At 65.3% G+C, this 17,009-nt stretch carries 15 protein-coding genes; 11 read left to right on the top strand and 4 right to left on the bottom strand.

All coding sequences use genetic code 11. From position 1 onward, the window contains the following. Positions 1 to 56: 56 nt before the first annotated feature. The 6 genes from SO156_RS27430 to SO156_RS27405 all read left to right on the top strand — a co-directional run bounded on the left by SO156_RS27430 (position 57) and on the right by SO156_RS27405 (position 6,009). Positions 57 to 812: a 16S rRNA (uracil(1498)-N(3))-methyltransferase gene (locus tag SO156_RS27430; RefSeq protein WP_498536933.1), complete on the top strand. Its 756-nt coding sequence runs from the start codon at positions 57 to 59 to the stop codon at positions 810 to 812. 123 nt (positions 813 to 935) lie between these two features. After that, positions 936 to 2,084 (top strand): ATP phosphoribosyltransferase regulatory subunit, encoded by a 1,149-nt coding sequence (locus SO156_RS27425; RefSeq protein ID WP_498536932.1) that lies wholly within the window; start codon positions 936 to 938, stop codon positions 2,082 to 2,084. 3 nt (positions 2,085 to 2,087) lie between these two features. Then, a complete protein-coding gene (gene hisG / locus SO156_RS27420; protein ID WP_498536931.1) occupies positions 2,088 to 3,065 on the top strand; it encodes an ATP phosphoribosyltransferase in 978 nt (325 codons plus the stop codon). Positions 3,066 to 3,175: 110 nt separating this feature from the next. Further along, positions 3,176 to 4,222: a glycosyltransferase family 2 protein gene (locus SO156_RS27415; protein ID WP_458150252.1), complete on the top strand. Its 1,047-nt coding sequence runs from the start codon at positions 3,176 to 3,178 to the stop codon at positions 4,220 to 4,222. After that, positions 4,219 to 5,067, top strand: a complete 849-nt coding sequence (locus SO156_RS27410) for a ChbG/HpnK family deacetylase (RefSeq protein ID WP_458150251.1) — start codon at positions 4,219 to 4,221, stop codon at positions 5,065 to 5,067. Before SO156_RS27415 ends, SO156_RS27410 begins: the two co-directional genes overlap by 4 nt. Before the next feature lie 120 nt (positions 5,068 to 5,187). Then, positions 5,188 to 6,009, top strand: coding sequence for a DUF2076 domain-containing protein (locus tag SO156_RS27405; RefSeq protein WP_458150250.1), 822 nt, complete (start codon positions 5,188 to 5,190; stop codon positions 6,007 to 6,009). 71 nt (positions 6,010 to 6,080) lie between these two features. On the opposite strand, the gene SO156_RS27400 is transcribed toward SO156_RS27405, so the two are convergent. Further along, positions 6,081 to 6,881, bottom strand: coding sequence for a L,D-transpeptidase (locus tag SO156_RS27400; RefSeq protein ID WP_498536930.1), 801 nt, complete (start codon positions 6,879 to 6,881; stop codon positions 6,081 to 6,083). Between the two features lie 311 nt (positions 6,882 to 7,192). Between SO156_RS27400 and SO156_RS27395 the strand changes: the two genes are divergently transcribed. Further along, positions 7,193 to 7,966 (top strand): protein phosphatase CheZ, encoded by a 774-nt coding sequence (locus SO156_RS27395; protein ID WP_458150248.1) that lies wholly within the window; start codon positions 7,193 to 7,195, stop codon positions 7,964 to 7,966. 162 nt (positions 7,967 to 8,128) lie between these two features. On the opposite strand, the gene SO156_RS27390 is transcribed toward SO156_RS27395, so the two are convergent. Continuing rightward, positions 8,129 to 8,650, bottom strand: a complete 522-nt coding sequence (locus SO156_RS27390; RefSeq protein ID WP_458150247.1) for a hypothetical protein — start codon at positions 8,648 to 8,650, stop codon at positions 8,129 to 8,131. A 340-nt stretch (positions 8,651 to 8,990) separates the two neighbouring features. Between SO156_RS27390 and SO156_RS27385 the strand changes: the two genes are divergently transcribed. The 3 genes from SO156_RS27385 to SO156_RS27375 all read left to right on the top strand — a co-directional run bounded on the left by SO156_RS27385 (position 8,991) and on the right by SO156_RS27375 (position 12,536). Next, positions 8,991 to 9,287 carry a co-chaperone GroES gene (locus SO156_RS27385; protein ID WP_458150246.1) on the top strand — a complete coding sequence of 99 codons (297 nt, stop codon included), beginning with the start codon at positions 8,991 to 8,993 and terminating at the stop codon, positions 9,285 to 9,287. Between the two features lie 163 nt (positions 9,288 to 9,450). Next, positions 9,451 to 11,082, top strand: a complete 1,632-nt coding sequence (gene groL / locus SO156_RS27380; protein WP_458150245.1) for a chaperonin GroEL — start codon at positions 9,451 to 9,453, stop codon at positions 11,080 to 11,082. A gap of 242 nt (positions 11,083 to 11,324) precedes the next feature. Next, a complete protein-coding gene (locus tag SO156_RS27375; protein ID WP_458150244.1) occupies positions 11,325 to 12,536 on the top strand; it encodes a hypothetical protein in 1,212 nt (403 codons plus the stop codon). A 103-nt stretch (positions 12,537 to 12,639) separates the two neighbouring features. Here SO156_RS27375 and SO156_RS27370 read toward each other — a convergent pair whose 3' ends face one another. Beyond that, positions 12,640 to 13,038, bottom strand: coding sequence for an META domain-containing protein (locus SO156_RS27370; RefSeq protein WP_458150243.1), 399 nt, complete (start codon positions 13,036 to 13,038; stop codon positions 12,640 to 12,642). A gap of 128 nt (positions 13,039 to 13,166) precedes the next feature. Next, a complete protein-coding gene (locus SO156_RS27365; RefSeq protein WP_498536929.1) occupies positions 13,167 to 14,831 on the bottom strand; it encodes an L-lactate permease in 1,665 nt (554 codons plus the stop codon). A gap of 295 nt (positions 14,832 to 15,126) precedes the next feature. Here SO156_RS27365 and SO156_RS27360 point away from each other — a divergent pair, with 295 nt between their 5' ends. Then, complete coding sequence (locus SO156_RS27360) at positions 15,127 to 16,890, top strand: ABC transporter ATP-binding protein/permease (RefSeq protein ID WP_458150241.1); 1,764 nt, start codon at positions 15,127 to 15,129, stop codon at positions 16,888 to 16,890. Positions 16,891 to 17,009: the final 119 nt, after the last annotated feature.

The raw sequence follows: 17,009 nt of genomic DNA, 5'->3' as shown, positions 1-17,009 counted from the left end.
TTACCCCCAAATCGCTGCTTTCGGTTAAGAACGGCCGCAAACCGGACCCTGAACGCATGCCTTCCCACGACTTCCGCGCCCCCCGTTTGTTCGTCGAGGCCGACCTCATCCAGGACGCCAAGGTCGCGCTCGACCGCGACCAGAGCAATTACCTCGGCAACGTGCTGCGGCTTGGCGCTGGCGATCCCATCCTGGCGTTCAACGGCCGCGACGGCGAATGGCAGGCCGCGATCGAGGGCCGCAAGCGCCCCGATGCCCTCGTGATCCTCAAGCAGACCCGCACACAGGACCAACTGCCCGACCTCGCCTACGTCTTCGCACCGCTCAAGCATGCGCGGCTGGACTACGTCGTCCAGAAGGCGGTGGAGATGGGCGCCTCGACCCTCCAGCCGGTGCTGACCCGCTTTACCCAGGCCTCGCGCGTCAATGGCGAGCGCATGCGCGCCAATGTCATCGAGGCGGCCGAGCAATGCGGCATCCTGAGCCTTGCGACCGTGGCCGATCCGGTTCCGCTCGAGCGCTTCCTCAGCCAGCGCGCGGCACAGCGGCTCCTGGTGTTTTGCGACAAGGCCGCGGAGGCGGAGAACCCGCTCAAAGCCCTGCAAGCCGCGCGCGATGCGGCTCAGGGCATCGACGTGCTGATCGGACCCGAGGGCGGCTTTGCCGAGGAGGAGCGCGCCCTGCTCCTGCGCCAGCCCCATATCCTGCGTCTGGCTCTGGGTCCACGAATCCTGCGGGCCGACACGGCGGCCGTGGCCGCCCTCGCGCTGGTGCAGTCCGTGCTCGGCGACTGGGGCGGCCCGCGGGGCTAGGCGACCATTAAGCCATTGGTCCATTGGAGGTCGAAACCGTCATCGGGCCATGCTAAGGGGCTGCGCCAACACGCGCCCCACCTTTTGCCCGTCCCGGTTCCGCCGGGGCAAACGGACCCTGTCATGACCGCGACTGCCACCTCAAATGCTGCCGGCTCCGCCGCCTGGGCGGATACGCTGCTGTTGTCGTTCGCGCAGGCCGGTTACGTCCACGCCGAGCCCGCGATCCTCCAGCCGGCCGAGCCGTTCCTGGACCTCTCCGGCGAAGACATCCGCAAGAGCCTGTACCTGACCACCGACCCGACCGGCGAGGAGCTCTGCCTGCGCCCGGACCTGACGATTCCCGTGGCCCGCGACTACCTCGCCTCGGGGCGCGCCGGCGAGCCCGCGGGCTTCAGCTATCTCGGCCCGGTGTTCCGTTACCGGAGTGGCCGTCCGGGTGAGTTCCTGCAGGCCGGCATCGAATCCTTCGGCCGCCAGGACCGCGCCGCGGCCGACGCCGAGATGCTGGCGCTGGCGCTGGAGGCGACCGCGGCCTTCGGCGTCCGTGATGTCGAGATCCGCACCGGCGACGTGGCACTGTTCAATGCCGTGATCGACGCGCTCGACCTGTTCCCGGTCTGGCGGCGCCGGCTGATCAAGGATTTCAACCGCAAGATCAGCCTCGAGCAGGATCTGGAACGACTCTCGATCGCAACCGCCACCGCCCGCAACGAGTATGAGGGCGTGCTGGCGGCGCTCGCGGGCTCCGACCGCAAGGCGGCGCTCGCGCTCGTCACCGACCTGATGTCGATCGCCGGCACCACCAATGTCGGGGGCCGCACCACGGCCGAAATCGCCGACCGCTTCCTCGAGCAATCCACCCTGAAGAGCGGCGCCCTGCCGCGCGAGGCGCTGACCGTGCTCAAGCGCTTCCTGTCGATCGCGGGCAATCCGGATCAGGCGGTCGCCGAGCTGCGCGCGCTCGCGGCGGATACCAGGCTGGATATTTCGGCGTCGATCGACCTGTTCGAGAACCGCGTCGGCTTCATGGCCGCGCGTGGGATCGACGTGAAGGAGACGCGCTTCTCGACCTCGTTCGGGCGCGGTCTCGACTACTACACCGGCTTCGAGTTCGAGGTGCATCACAGGGGCAACGGCGTCGAGCCGCTGGTCGCAGGCGGCCGCTACGACGGCCTGATGACCCAGCTCGGATCGCAGACGCCGATCCCCGCAGTCGGCTTCTCGGTCTGGGTCGATGCACTCGCCACGATCGGCCGCAAGGGAGCTTAAGTCATGAGCGCGCCGTTCGTTCTGGCCGTTCCATCCAAAGGCCGCCTCCAGGAAAACGCCGAAGCCTTTTTCGCGCGCGCAGGGCTGACGCTGTCGAAAGCCGGCGGCGCGCGCGATTATCGCGGCACCATCGCAGGGCTCGACAATGTCGAGATCGCCTATCTCTCGGCCAGCGAGATCGCCTCGCAGCTCGCCCGCGGCATGGCGCATCTCGGCGTCACCGGCGAGGATCTGGTGCGCGAGAACATTGCGGATGCCGACAGGCGCGTCGCCCTGATCGAGCGGCTCGGCTTCGGCTATGCCGACGTCGTGGTCGCCGTGCCGCAGGCCTGGATCGATGTCCGCACCATGGCCGATCTCGACGACGTCACCACCGGCTTCCGCGAGCAGCACCACCGGCGGATGCGTGTCGCAACCAAATTCATCAATCTCACGCGGACCTTCTTTTCGAGCCACGGCATCGTCGACTACCGGATCGTCGAAAGCACCGGCGCGACCGAAGGCGCGCCCGCGGCCGGCACCGCCGAGCTGATCGTCGACATCACCACGACCGGCGCCACGCTTGCCGCCAACGGCCTGAAAATCCTCGACGACGGTGTCATGCTGCGCAGCCAGGCCAATCTGGTCGCCTCCCGGGACGCCGACTGGTCGCCCGCGGCGCGGGAGACGGCTCGCATCATCCTCGATCACATCGCGGCCCGGGCGCGGGCAAATCAATACCGCGAGGTGCGCACCCGCTTCCGGCAGTGCGATGCGGCATTGCTGAGCGAGGCGCACCGGAATTTCGGCGTGGAGACGCCGTTCGGCGGGCCGACCTCGTCAGGCATGTTGACGTTGCACTGCCCGCCCGGAAAACTCTATGCGCTGGCGAGCTTCCTGCGCGATCATGGCGCCGAGACCGTCTCGGTGGTCTCGCTCGACTACGTCTTCGACCGCGAGAACCCGCTGTTCGCCAAGCTCGAGGCGTTCCTGCGGCAGTGAGGCGCAGAAATCTCTGGGGCATCCGCATGGTGCATTCAGCGTAGCGACAGCAAACGACAGCTACCATATGCTGTTCGAACGAGTTTTGAGTGCTTCTGGAACCTTGATCGATGACGCTGGGCTCTGACGTTTCCGCCCTGACCACCAACGCCACGAGCGCTGCGGCCAAAGGGCTGTCGATTGTCGTGCCGATCTACAACGAGGCGGCGGGGCTTGCCTCGCTGCACCAGCGGCTCTGCGATCTCGCCAGGACGCTTCGGAACCGCTATCGCCTTGCCTGCGAGGTCGTCTATGTCGACGACGGCAGCGCGGATTCGACGCTTGCGATCGCCCGCGCGCTGCCGGCCGATGCGATCGACGTGCAGGTGGTTTCGCTGTCGCGCAATTTCGGCAAGGAGGCGGCGCTGATGGCCGGCCTCGACCACGCAAGACGCGGTGCCGTGATGTTCATGGACGGCGACGGCCAGCATCCGCCGGCGCTGGTGGAACAACTCGTCGGACACTGGATCGATGACGGCTACGACGTCGTCTATACCGCCAAGGCGCATCGCGATAACGAGCCGTTCCTGCGGCGGCTCGCCGTGCACGGCTTCTACGCACTGATCAATTGGGGTGCGCGGCAGAAGATTCCCGAAGACGCGGGCGACTTCCGCCTGCTCTCGCCGCGCGCGGTCGCAGCGCTGCGGCAATTGCCCGAGCGCAACCGCTTCTTCAAGGGGCTGGCGAGCTGGATCGGCTTCCGCCAGATCCGCGTCGACTACGAGCCCGCGGCGCGCGCCCATGGCGTGACCACCTTCAATGCGGCGCGGCTGCTCGGCCTCTCGATCGAGGGCCTGACCTCGTTCTCGGTGGCCCCGTTGCGCTTTGCCAGCCTGCTCGGCGTGGTGCTCGCCGGCGGCGCCTTCCTGTTCGGCCTCTCCATCCTCTGGGAGGTCTGGACCACGGGCAAGCAGGTGCCCGGCTATCCCTCGCTCGTCGTCGGCCTGATGACGATCGGCGGCGTGCAGCTCATCATGATCGGCATCGTCGGCGAATATATCGGCAAAATCCTCTCCGAGCTGAAGGCGCGGCCGATCTACTTCGTCGCCGAGCACAGCGAGAAGCGTGTCGAGACCGGCAAGGCCGACGACGCCTCGAGCCGGACGGCGGCGGAATGAACCAAGCGGCGAAGCCGCGGCGTATCTGGCTCTGCGCCGACGATTACGGAATCAGTGCGGGCGTCAACCGCGCCATCCGCGACCTCATCGAACGCGGCCGTCTCAATGCGACATCGGTGATGATGCTGGGGCCGGCGATCGGCCGCGCCGAGGTCGACGCGCTGGAAGCGTCCCGCACGAAGAGCCCGCGCTGCGCGATCGGATTGCATGTCACGCTGTCGGCGCCGTTTCGCCCGCTGACCATGCATTTCCGCCCGCTCGAAGGCGACATGTTCTTGGCCTTTCCAAAGCTGCTGCGTGCGGGACTGATGCGGCGGCTCGACCGTGAGATCATTTACGCCGAGGTGAAGGCGCAGCTTGCAGCCTACGCGCAGGCGTTCGGACACGCGCCTGACTTCGTCGACGGCCATCAGCATGTGCAGCTCTATCCGCAGGTGCGCGACGCCTTCGTCGCCGCTGTCCGCGAGGCCGCGCCAAAAGCCTGGGTGCGCCAGGGCGGCCGCGAGCTGCCGCTGATGCGGCGGCTCGCCTCACCGAAAGCGCTGGTGCTGGATATCCTGAGCGCTCAATTCCGCCGCCGCGCGCGGCACGCCGGTCTCGCCTTCAATCCTGCCTTCGCCGGCGCCTATGACTTCACGCGGGATGACGCCGATTTCGGCAGCTTGATGCGGCAGTTCATCGAGGGCCTGCCGGACGACAGTCTCGTGATGTGTCATCCCGGCTTCGTCGACGAGACGTTGCGGAGCCTCGATCCAATGACTGATGTCCGCGAGCGCGAGCACAGATATCTCGCAAGCGAGGCGTTTCCGCAGCTCCTGGCCGCGAACAACGTGACATTGGCATGAAACCGCCGACACGGGACCGGCAGCTTGTCGCATACCGAAATTTAATCCGCGCCCCACTGTTGGCGCCACGTTGGAACCCTACATCTTGGGCGCGCTTGGTTTGCGCAAGGGAGATCGATCATGACGCCGCAAGAACGCCAGCTCGTCGACGAGCTTTTCGACCGGCTTTCGAAGCTTGAAACTGCATCGCGCGATCCGAACGCGATCGCCGCCATAAATGACGGCCTGAACAAGGCGCCCAACGCCATGTACGCGCTGGTGCAGACCGTGCTGCTGCAGGACGAGGCGCTGAAGCGCGCCAATGCCCGCATCCAGGAACTGGAGGCAGCCCACGCACCGGAGCAGGCGCAATCTGGCGGCTTCCTGGATTCCATGCGCGATACCCTTTTCGGCGGCGGCCAATCGCGCGGCTCGGTCCCGAACGTGCCGCCGCGCGAGCAGCGGCCGGTCTGGAACTCCGGCCAGGCGATGCAGCAGGCGCAACCGCCCGGCTATGGCCAGCCGCCGCCTTACGCACAGCAGCAGGGTTATGGCGCCCCGCCCATCGGCGGTGGCGGCGGCTCTTTCCTTGGCACCGCGGCAGCCGCCGCGGCTGGCGTCGTCGGTGGATCGATGCTGCTCTCCGGCATCCGCAACATGATGGGCGGGATGGGCGGCTCGCATCAGGCTTTTGGCGACACCACGATCATTGAGGAGCGCGGGGGTGGCGGCAGCCCGTGGGGTGGCAGCAACGACCAGTCTGGCGGCTCGCTCGCGCGCGATGCCGGCGTCAACGACATCGGCTCCAACCGCGGCCGCGATGATTCCCACCAGGGCTTCCTCGACCAGGCGTCGAACGATGGGAACGACGATCAGCAGGACTATGACGATGCCGACAACGTCGACATGGCCGACGACAGCGATTTCGGCGGCGGCGACGACGGCGGCAGCGATTACGCGTAAGCAGCATCACCCTTAAATGCAAAACGGCCGCCCTTCCGGCGGCCGTTCTCGTTTCGCCGCTTTCGCCGCGTTCACATCACCACGACCCTGGTGCCGACATTGACGCGGCCGTAGAGGTCGATGACGTCCTCGTTCCGCATACGGATGCAGCCGGAGGAGACGTTTGTGCCGATGGTCCAGGGCTCGTTGGAGCCGTGGATGCGATAGAGCGAAGAGCCCAGATACATCGCGCGCGCGCCGAGCGGGTTTTCAGGGCCGCCTTCCATGTGCCGCGGCAGATCTGGACGGCGCGCGATCATTTCCGCCGGCGGCGTCCAATCCGGCCATTCGCGCTTGGCCGTGATCGCCTTCACGCCGGACCAGGTGAAGCCCGGACGGCCGACCCCGATGCCGTAGCGCAGCGCCTTGCCATTGCCTTCGACGAGATAGAGGAACTTGTTGGGCGTATCGACGACGATGGTGCCGGCGCCTTCCCTCCCCTCGTACGCGACGAGCTGTTTTTCGAACTTCGGATCGAACGGACGCGAGCGCGGATCGGCTGCCTCCTCCTGCGGCACTGCGCCCTGCATCTGCGGCTCGCCCATCGGCGGCAAGCCGCGCTGGCCGTAATAGGCCGGCTGCTGCTGATACGTCGGCTGCTGCTGCGAATAATAGCGCTGGCCACGCTCCTCGCCGCCGAACAGGAATTCGATGAAGCCGCCGCCCATGTTGGCATTGGAGGCGACGCGCACCGGCTGCGGCGGAACCTGCGGCTGATAAAGCACGGGGGGCGGATCGGATGGCACGGTGTTGTCGAATGCGGCGGCGCGATCGATCCCGGCGACAAAGGTGCATGCGCTGCCGAGCAGCGCGACAGACATTTTCTTGAACATCGACGTACTCTGTACTGTTTCGTCTGGTGCGTTCATCGCGGCGAGCGCAGACCTGCCCTTCGCGATGCGGCCACTTAAAATCAAAAGCCGTTTGGTTTGGTAAACGGAAACGGCGTTATGATTCACCACGTCGCGAACATCAGCGCCTTTTGTCCGCTAGCGTTTATTTTCGGTGAACGGCCGATATGCATGGTTAATCGCTGGTGTGTGCGCGAATTGCGAGCGATCGCAAAGCGGTTCCCGCCGTGAACGTCGTGTTAAATCCCTTCTGTCTACAAAGGCCGCGTGAGTGAGGTGGGGGGAGTTCCAATATGGCTGTTCACCGCAAACGTTTTCGCGTCGAGGAAGCAATCGTCGGCGAGATGCCCAGTCCGGAGATGATTGACGAGGCTGCTCCGATGCACAGCGAGATCATGGCCGAGCTGCGCGCGATCCGCGCGCAAATGGCGCGTAACAGCCACGCGGGGCACGCCCCGCTCCCGCCGAGCGAAACCGTCATGGCGCAGGAAGTCGCCGACGCGCGCGCGATGCTGGAGACCTACCGCGCCCAGATCGAACAATGCGAGAAGCTGAAGGTTGAACTCGACCTCATCCACGATGCCATCAGCCGCACCAAGCGCGAGATCGCGGTGCTGCACGGCAAGAGCTTCAACGGCGAAGAGATGGCCAAGGTCAATGGCGAGCTCGGCGCTGTCGTCGGCGGCACCGAGCAGGCGACCCAGCAGATCCTCGAAGCGGCCGAGTCGATCGACCAGGCCGCCAGCGCACTCTCCAAGGTGGATTCGGTGGACCAGCAGAAGCGGCTCGCCGACGACATCCAGGAACGCGTCATCTCGATCTTCGAGGCCTGCAACTTCCAGGATTTGACCGGGCAGCGCATCAACAAGGTGATGGGCACGATGAAGTTCATCGAGCAGCACATCAATGCGATGATGGATATCTGGGGCGGCGTCGACGCGATCAAGGCCCACGCGCCGCCGATCGTCGACACTCGCGACGAAGACGCCAAGCTGCTCAACGGCCCGAAGCTCGCCGGCGACGTCGGTCACGCCTCGCAGGACGACATCGACGCCCTGTTCGACTGAGCAACCGGGACACGTACGGAAACAAAACGCCGGCCTTGGGCCGGTGTTTTTTGTTTTGGGGTCTATCTCACGCTGTCATTCCGGGGCACGCGCAGCGTGAACCCGGAAGCTCGAGATTCCGGGTTCGATGCTTCGCATCGCCCCGGAATGACGGAGAGAAGATCACGCCCGCGGCGCGCAGCGGACGTAAACCATGTTGCCGTAGCGGGTGGCGGCGTCCTTGTCGATGAAGCGGGTGACCATGACGCGGCCATCGAAGGAGACGATCTCGCGGTCCTGCTCGCCGGGGGTCGGGCCGGGCGGTCCGATATAGTTCTTGCCGCTCGGTGACCCCTTCAGCCGCAGCTCTTGCGGCGTCGCCTGGTCGGCCAGGTGCATGATCACACCGCCGCTCGAACCGGCGCCGATCACGTAGGGATTCTTGCACTGCGCACGGGCCGCAGCCTCGGTGCGGGCGCGGTCGGCCGGGTTCTGGAACGAGGCAAGGCCCCAGCGGCCGACGATCTCGTCGGCGCGGATCGAGGCCGGCATTTCCGGCCCGGTGCCGGGCTCGGCCTCCGGCGGCGGCGAGGACGACGAGAACGACGGCAGGCTCATGCCACCGCCACATGCACCCAGCAGCAGCGCCAAGGCTGCGGCGGCGCCCAGCTTCGCAACCGTCCGCGCGTGAGCTGAACTGATCATGGCATTCCCCCGAGCAAAGCGCCCCCCAAACACGAGCCTGGCAGCCCCCTCCTGCAGCCAAGCGCAAAACCGCTGTCGGGGCAATGACGTCGTAGAATACGACAGCGTCCCCAATTCGTTTCGATCGTCAACATCCTATATCCGTCTCACCATTGGCTTAACCACCTTTGCTTGACAGGATCGCGGCCAAGCCATATTTCCGGACGCACTATTAGCACTCGGGAAGCCCGATTGCTAAAGCGCGCCGTTCGATCCTGGCATTCGATCCGGAGGTCGGACGGGGGCGCAGGCCCCTCACTACTTCCGCCGCTTCCGAAGCGAGCCTCCAAAGGGAAACGTCATGGCTAAGTCCAAATTTCGTCCGCTGCATGACCGTGTCGTGGTCAAACGTATCGATGCCGAGGAAAAGTCCAAGGGTGGCATCATCATTCCCGACACCGCCAAGGAGAAGCCGTCCCAGGGCGAAATCGTCGCCGTCGGCCCCGGCGGCCGGGACGAGGCGGGTAAGCTGATCCCGATCGACCTCAAGGTCGGCGACCGCGTGCTGTTCGGCAAGTGGTCGGGCACCGAGGTCAAGATCGACAATGAAGATCTCCTGATCATGAAGGAGTCGGACATCATGGGCGTCCTGGCCTAAGCCACAACGTCCCTTCAAACCCCGCCGCACGCGCCATTGCCATGCCCGGGCCCGACCCGGGCATCCATCATTTCTCGTTAAGAGGATGGATTGCCGGGCCTCCACCCGGCAATGACGACGGAAAAGTGCGGCGCCCATCCAGTTCAGTTTTCAGGAGCAAGAAATGGCTGCCAAAGACGTCAAGTTTTCCGGAGACGCGCGCGAACGCATGCTGCGCGGCGTCGACATTCTCGCCAACGCCGTCAAGGTGACGCTCGGTCCGAAGGGCCGCAACGTCGTCATCGAGAAGAGCTTCGGCGCGCCCCGTATCACCAAGGACGGCGTCACCGTCGCCAAGGAGATCGAGCTCGAGGACAAGTTCGAGAACATGGGCGCCCAGATGGTCCGTGAGGTCGCCTCCAAGACCAACGACCTCGCCGGCGACGGAACCACCACCGCGACCGTGCTGGCCCAGGCCATCGTGCGCGAAGGCGCCAAGGCCGTTGCCGCCGGCATGAACCCGATGGACCTCAAGCGCGGCATCGACACCGCGGTTGCGGCTGTGATCAAGGACATCGAGAAGCGCGCCAAGCCCGTCGCCGCCTCCTCCGAGGTCGCCCAGGTCGGCACCATCTCGGCCAACGGCGACTCCGCCATCGGCAAGATGATCGCGCAGGCGATGCAGAAGGTCGGCAACGAGGGTGTCATCACCGTCGAGGAGAACAAGTCGCTGGACACCGAAGTCGACATCGTCGAGGGCATGAAGTTCGACCGCGGCTATCTCTCGCCGTACTTCGTCACCAACGCCGAGAAGATGACCGCCGAGCTCGAGGACGCCTACATCCTCCTGCACGAGAAGAAGCTGTCGGGCCTGCAGGCCATGCTGCCGGTGCTGGAAGCCGTGGTGCAGTCCGGCAAGCCGCTCGTCATCATCGCCGAGGACGTCGAGGGCGAGGCGCTCGCCACCCTGGTCGTCAACCGTCTGCGCGGCGGCCTCAAGGTCGCGGCCGTCAAGGCGCCGGGCTTCGGCGACCGCCGCAAGGCCATGCTCGAGGACATCGCGATCCTCACCGGCGGCCAGCTGATCTCCGAAGAGCTCGGCATCAAGCTCGAGAACGTCACGGTGAAGATGCTCGGTCGCGCCAAGAAGGTCGTGATCGACAAGGAGAACACCACGATCGTCAACGGTGCCGGCAAGAAGCCGGACATCGAGGCCCGCGTCGGCCAGATCAAGGCCCAGATCGAGGAGACCACCTCGGACTACGACCGTGAGAAACTCCAGGAGCGTCTGGCCAAGCTCGCCGGCGGCGTCGCGGTGATCCGCGTCGGCGGCGCGACCGAGATCGAGGTCAAGGAGAAGAAGGACCGCGTCGAGGACGCGCTCAACGCCACCCGCGCAGCCGTGCAGGAAGGCATCGTCCCCGGCGGCGGCGTCGCGCTGCTCCGCGCCAAGAAGGCGGTGGGCCGTCTCACCAACGCCAATGCCGACGTGCAGGCGGGCATCAACATCGTGCTGAAGGCGCTGGAAGCCCCTGTCCGCCAGATCTCCGAGAACGCCGGCCTCGAAGGCTCGGTCGTCGTCGGCAAGATCCTGGAGAACAAGTCCGAGACCTTCGGCTTCGACGCCCAGACCGAGCAGTATGTCGACCTCGTCGAGAAGGGCATCATCGACCCCGCCAAGGTGGTGCGCACGGCGCTCCAGGACGCCTCTTCCGTGGCCGGCCTGCTGGTGACCACTGAGGCCATGGTCGCTGAGCTGCCGAAGAAGGAAGCAGCTCCGGCGATGCCGGCCGGCGGCGGCGGCATGGGCTTCTGAGCCGTCGCAACCAACCAAAAATCACGCGAAGGCCGCCTCCGGGCGGCCTTCTTTTTTGCCGACCATTACCGGCGCTTTCCGATTCAACCGCCGGCCAAAACCCACTACGGTGGCGCCGATTCCAAAGCGCGATCGGATCGGGATGAATCGTCATCGCGCTTTGGGCTATTGTTCGAGCATGACTTTTCGGAGAACCGCTTCACACTTTTCCGGATCATGCTCCATCTCTGAGGATTTCGTCGATGCGCGCGCTTTCGTTCTGCTCGATAGGCTTTTTGGCGGTTTTGGTTGCGGTTGCGCCCGACGTCGCCTCCGCCCAGATGAAATTGTCGCCCAAGGCGGCCGCGCCCGGCGGAACCGAGACACGCTACTTCACCTCGATCGACGGGCTGATGGACGGCAATGCCGACGTCATCCTGAAGGAGACCCGCCAGGGCAAGACGGTCACCTCGGCCGTGCTCGACGTCTGCTATCCCGCCGCGAAAAATTCCGACCGCAAGGACCGCTTCGTCGTCAACCTCACCGTCGCCGGCCAGCTCCTGTCGGGCACGACGCAGAGCCTCGGCGACAAGGCACCGGTGACCGTCAAGCTGACGCGCAAGCAGACCAGCGATACCGTCGAGTTCCGCGGCCAGATTTCGATCGGCGGCAACGTGACCGAGGTCGCCTCGCCCGACAATTCCGACCTCAGCGAGAAGGAGTTTCTGGACAACCAGACCTCGGATGATGGCATCACGCCGCAGCCGAAGGACTTCACCGAGGTCTCGCCGGAGGCGATCGCGGTCAAGGTCAAGTTGGAGGCCGCGACCGATTTCCTGAAGAGCCTGAAAGGCCAGGGCGTCGAGGTGACGCTGGCAAGCCTGTCGGTCGGCTGCGACGCGCTGCGCGCCGGCGAGCAGACCATCAACATGTCGGTCGACCCGGAGCGGGCAGCTGCGCTGCTCGCCAAGTTCAAGGCGATGCCGGGCGTCACCGCGGCCGGCTGGACCGCCGGCATGATGGAGATGGACCGCACCATCCGCTTCTCTGCGGCCGACTGGCGCGACGGCGACAAGATCAGCCGGGACCGGCTCGCCGGCACCGTCGCGAACGTGCTGGCGCGGACGCTGGCGGCAAAAACCGTCTCGCAAAGCTTCAACCCCGTCACCGGCAAGCTCAAGGTCGTCTTGAAGCGGCCGAACCAGGATTTCCCGGCGCTCGAGCTCACCGACACGATCGAGGTCGCGGGCCTCGTCTCGGCCGACAAGCCGGGCAACAGCGACCGCCTCCTGCTCTGGGTCGGCAGTCCCGCAATCAGCACGGCCGACGAGAGCACCGGCGCCAAGCTCAATCTGTCGGATGAATCGAGCGCCGATGAAGAGGGCGATCAGACCGACGACAACGGCGCGATCGAGGCGCTGGCGAAGGAGCTGAAGGGCCAGCGCTGGGACGCCGACAAGTCGGTGTGGAAATGACGAAGTCATTCCGGGGCGACGCGCGAGCGTCGAACCCGGAATCTCGTGCAACAATCTCCAGATTCCGGGTTCGCGCTTCGCGCGCCCCGGAATGACGTAACCGTCAATTCCCGTTCATCCGGAAGCGCAGCGGCTTCGGGCCGATCAGCGTGAGAAATTCGCCCTGGCGCTTCCAGGTCTCGACGCTTGCGAGCGCTGCGACGAGGTCGTCATCGGCCTGCGCCTTGGCCGGCGGACAGGAACGGTCCTGGATCTGGCCCGGGACGAAGATCACGGTGTTGCCGGCGACCGAGAACTGGCCCTTGCCGCCCTTGCACCAGAGCTCCAGCACCACCTCGCCATTGTCGCCGATCTCGATGTTGGGAATGCGCTTCGAGCCGGGCTGCGGCAGAGCCTCAAGCGTCATCTCGGTCCCGAAGGGAAAGCCGTCCTCGGCATGGGCCGCGCCCGCCATCAGCACCACCGCGGCAGCCGCGCACACCATCTGCTTGACCGAAACCATGAGACCTCTCGACCATCCTTGAACCGCCGCACCTTCTATAAGACGGGGACGACGTTGAGAAGCTTCGCCGCGCACGCAAAATCCCCGCAGGACCCTTCCCGCGGGGATTTCGTTGAGAATGCATGGCGCTACTTCAGCACCAGCTCCGTGAACGGCCAGACATAGGCCTGGAGCGTCACCAGCACGCCGACCAGGCAGGCCAGCACGATCGAGTGCCAGAACACGAAGCGCAGGATCGTGCCCTCGTGGCCGTACCACCGCGTGGCGGTCGAGGCGACCACGATCGACTGCGCGTCGATCATCTTGCCCATCACGCCGCCGGAGGAGTTTGCCGCCGCCATCAGGATCGGCGACAGGCCGATCTGTTGCGACGTGATCTTCTGGAGGTTGCCGAACAGGATGTTCGATGCGGTATCCGATCCCGTCAGCGCCACGCCCAACCAGCCGAGCAGCGTGCCGAAGAAGGGATAGAGCACGCCGGTCGCCGCAAAGGCGAGACCGAGCGTGGCGTCGACGCCGGAGAGGCGGGTCAGCGTACCGATCGCGAGCATCGCCGAGATCGTGATCAGCGAGATCGCGCAGAGGCGGATGGTGCGGCCATACTCGACCAGCAGCCGCCCCGGCCCGACGCCCATCAGGAAGCCCGAGATGATCGCCGCGATCAGCATGCCCGTGCCGGTGAAGGACAGATAGGTGAAGTTGAACACCGCACCTTCCGGCGTGGGGCCCGCCGCAACCGGCGGCATCTTGTTGATCATCTTGTCGAGTTCAGGAACGGGAAACTTCCAGACGAACAACGAGTCCGCCCAGGACTTGAACCATCCGCTGCCCCAGATCAGCATCACGATGCAGACGATGATCCACGGCAACAGCGCGCTCCACAGTTCGGCCTGCGTGAGCGGCGTCTTGTCGAGCGGTGCGGTCTTGCCCATTTCCGACACCGATTCATCGCGGCCGCGCAGCGCCGGCGACAGCCAGAGCTGCTTCGGCTGCCACACCTTCAGGAACAGAATCAGCGCGCCCATCGAGATCAGCGACGCCCCGATGTCGACGATCCAGGGATTGATGTAGTTGGAGATCACGAATTGCGGGATTGCGAAGCACACGCCGGTGACCAGGATCGCCGGCCAGACATCCTTCATGGCGCGCCAGCCCGCGAACGCCCACACCACCCAAAACGGCACGATCAGCGAGAAGAATGGCAATTGCCGTCCGACCATCGCGCCCAAGATGTAGGGATCGAGCCCGGTGACGGAGGCAAGGCCCTGGATCGGCGTACCGAGCGCGCCATAGGCGACGGGCGCGGTGTTGGCGATCAGCGACAGGCCGGAAGCGGCGAGCGGCGAAAAGCCGAGACCGATCAGCACGGCGCCGGTGATCGCGACGGGCGTGCCGAAGCCCGAAGCGCCTTCGAAGAAGGCGCCGAACGAGAACGCCACCAGCAGCAGTTGCAGGCGCCGGTCCTCGGTAACGCCACCGACCGCACGCTTCAACAGCTCGAAGCGCCCGGTTGTGACCGTCACCTGGTAGAGAAAGATGACGTTGAGGACGATCCATCCGATCGGAAAGAAGCCGGTAACGATGCCGAGCACGGAGGCCCGGATCGACATGTTCAACGGCATGGTGAAAATGACGATCGTGATCAGGTTGGTGATGATGACGGCGATCACGGCCGCGATATGCGCTTTGACGCGCCCGCTTGCGATCATGATCAACAGCGAGACCACCGGAACGGCCGCCGCGATGGTCGACAACGCCGCATTGTTCAGCGGGTTATAAATTTGATTCCACATGCTCTACCTCCCCCACGCATTAGTGCGGCAGGGCGGCCAGCGTGGACAGCCGAACCTGCTTGACGTGGGTTCCGATAGTCCTTGAGCCTGAAGCGGTCATGTCGCGAATGTGGCGGTTCCAGTACGCTCACAAGCTCGCGAAGTCCCGGAGGCCCCCCACCCCGCGCCGTTATGCCCATGCTAGGGTTGCCGGCCCGGACAACGCAAATCGCCGGATTTGCAACTTTAGTCTAAGCGCGCTTATTTGCGCCGTTGCATCAGGCGCTTACGCCCACCCCGCAGGAGACCCCTATCTGTGAAGAACATCCGCGCGACGCTCGCGACCGTTTGGCGAATCGCCATGCCCTACTTCCGGTCCGAGGACAAATGGGCCGGCCGCGGCCTGCTCGCCGCAGTGATCGCGATCGAGCTCACGCTGGTCGCGATCGACGTGCTCGTGAACCAGTGGCAGAACCGCTTCTACAGTGCGCTCCAGGCCTATGATCTGGACAGCTTCGTGCGCGAGATCTGGATCTTCGTCGGCCTTGCCTCGGCCTTCGTCGCGCTCGCGGTCTATCAGCTCTATCTCAACCAGTGGCTCCAGATCCGCTGGCGGCAATGGCTGACGCGGCACTATCTCGGCGAATGGCTCGATGACGCCACGCACTACCGCATGCAACTCACGGGCGACGCCGCCGACAATCCGGACCAGCGCATCACCGACGACGTCAAGAATTTCGTCGAGCAGACGCTCAGCATCGGCGTCGGCCTGCTCTCCTCGATCGTGACGCTGTTCTCCTTCGTGATCATTCTTTGGGGCCTGTCCAACGCCGCCCCCCTGCATCTCTTCGGCACCGATTTCGTGATTCCCGGCTACCTGTGCTGGGGCGCCCTGATCTATGCGATCCTCGGCACCGCCCTGACGCACTGGATCGGCGTGCCGCTGGTCAATCTCAATTTCGAGCAGCAGCGCTATGAAGCCGACTTCCGCTTCAACCTGGTGCGGGTGCGCGAGAATTCCGAGCAGATTGCGCTGCTGAAGGGCGAGAGCGCCGAGCGCGGACGCCTGCTGCACCGCTTCAGCTTCGTGATCGGCAATTGGTACGGCATTATGAGCCGCACCAAGCGCCTGACCGCGTTCACGGCGAGCTATCAGCAGGCCGCCGTGATCTTCCCCTATGTGCTGGTGGCGCCGGCTTACTTCGCCAAGAAGATCCAGCTCGGCGACATGATGCAGACCGGCTCAGCGTTCGGCAGCGTGCAGCGGGCGCTGTCGTTCTTCGTAACCACTTACCGATCGCTCGCCGAATGGCGCGCGGTTGTCGCCCGTCTCGACGGCTTCGAGATGTCGGTCAGCTCGGCCGCCAATCTTCCCGCGCATGAGCCGACCATCGGCGTGACGTCGTCCACGGGCAGCGAGGCCATCGCGCTCGAGCAACTGCTGGTGAAGCTACCCAACGGCAAGCCGCTGGTCGCAGCCAACGCCTTTGCGATCCAGCACCCCGAGCGCGTGCTGGTGACGGGACCGTCGGGGTCAGGCAAGTCGACGCTGTTCCGCGCCATCGCCGGGATCTGGCCGTTCGGCACCGGCAAGATCGCTATCCCCGGGAAATCCAGCCTGATGATGCTGCCGCAGCGGCCGTATTTCCCGATTGGCCCGCTCGGCGACGCCGTGATCTACCCGGCAGAGCACGGCACGATCGCGCCCGACAAGATCAAGGAGACGCTGAGAGCGGTCGGCATGCCGAGGCTTGCCGAGCAGCTCGACGAGGAAGGGCACTGGAACAGGACGCTGTCGCTCGGCGAGCAGCAGCGCCTAGGGGTGGCGCGGGCGCTGCTGCATGCGCCGGATTACCTGTTCCTCGACGAGGCGACCGCCTCGCTCGACGAGCCATCGGAGGCCCTGCTCTACCGCCTCATGGAGGAGAAGCTGCCGTCGACCACGATCGTATCGATCGGCCACCGCTCCACGCTGGATGCCTTCCACACCCGCAATGTCAGGCTGGTCCAGGACGGCGAGATTCACGTGCTCGGCGGCGTCGGCGCACCGGCCCCGGCGGAGCCGAGCGAAGCGCGCTGATCTGGGTGCGGTGAAGGCTTCCACATCGTCATGGCCGGGCTTGACCCGGCCATCCACGCCTTACCCAAGGCACAAAGAACGTGGATGCCCGGGACAGGCCCGGGCATAACGACAGTTGT

Source organism: Bradyrhizobium sp. UFLA05-125, from assembly GCF_059803515.1.
The sequence above is the reverse complement of the archived record's forward strand: the minus strand, read 5'-3'. Positions and strand labels throughout refer to the sequence as shown.

Coding starts and splice junctions, on each gene's coding strand:
- SO156_RS27395 (WP_458150248.1), top strand. CDS start 7,193: ATGGCTGTTCACCGCAAACGTTTTCGCGTCGAGGAAGCAATCGTCGGC.
- SO156_RS27400 (WP_498536930.1), bottom strand. CDS start 6,881: ATGTTCAAGAAAATGTCTGTCGCGCTGCTCGGCAGCGCATGCACCTTT.
- SO156_RS27390 (WP_458150247.1), bottom strand. CDS start 8,650: ATGATCAGTTCAGCTCACGCGCGGACGGTTGCGAAGCTGGGCGCCGCC.
- SO156_RS27385 (WP_458150246.1), top strand. CDS start 8,991: ATGGCTAAGTCCAAATTTCGTCCGCTGCATGACCGTGTCGTGGTCAAA.
- groL (WP_458150245.1), top strand. CDS start 9,451: ATGGCTGCCAAAGACGTCAAGTTTTCCGGAGACGCGCGCGAACGCATG.
- SO156_RS27410 (WP_458150251.1), top strand. CDS start 4,219: ATGAACCAAGCGGCGAAGCCGCGGCGTATCTGGCTCTGCGCCGACGAT.
- SO156_RS27425 (WP_498536932.1), top strand. CDS start 936: ATGACCGCGACTGCCACCTCAAATGCTGCCGGCTCCGCCGCCTGGGCG.
- SO156_RS27375 (WP_458150244.1), top strand. CDS start 11,325: ATGCGCGCGCTTTCGTTCTGCTCGATAGGCTTTTTGGCGGTTTTGGTT.
- SO156_RS27370 (WP_458150243.1), bottom strand. CDS start 13,038: ATGGTTTCGGTCAAGCAGATGGTGTGCGCGGCTGCCGCGGTGGTGCTG.
- SO156_RS27365 (WP_498536929.1), bottom strand. CDS start 14,831: ATGTGGAATCAAATTTATAACCCGCTGAACAATGCGGCGTTGTCGACC.
- SO156_RS27415 (WP_458150252.1), top strand. CDS start 3,176: ATGACGCTGGGCTCTGACGTTTCCGCCCTGACCACCAACGCCACGAGC.
- hisG (WP_498536931.1), top strand. CDS start 2,088: ATGAGCGCGCCGTTCGTTCTGGCCGTTCCATCCAAAGGCCGCCTCCAG.
- SO156_RS27405 (WP_458150250.1), top strand. CDS start 5,188: ATGACGCCGCAAGAACGCCAGCTCGTCGACGAGCTTTTCGACCGGCTT.
- SO156_RS27430 (WP_498536933.1), top strand. CDS start 57: ATGCCTTCCCACGACTTCCGCGCCCCCCGTTTGTTCGTCGAGGCCGAC.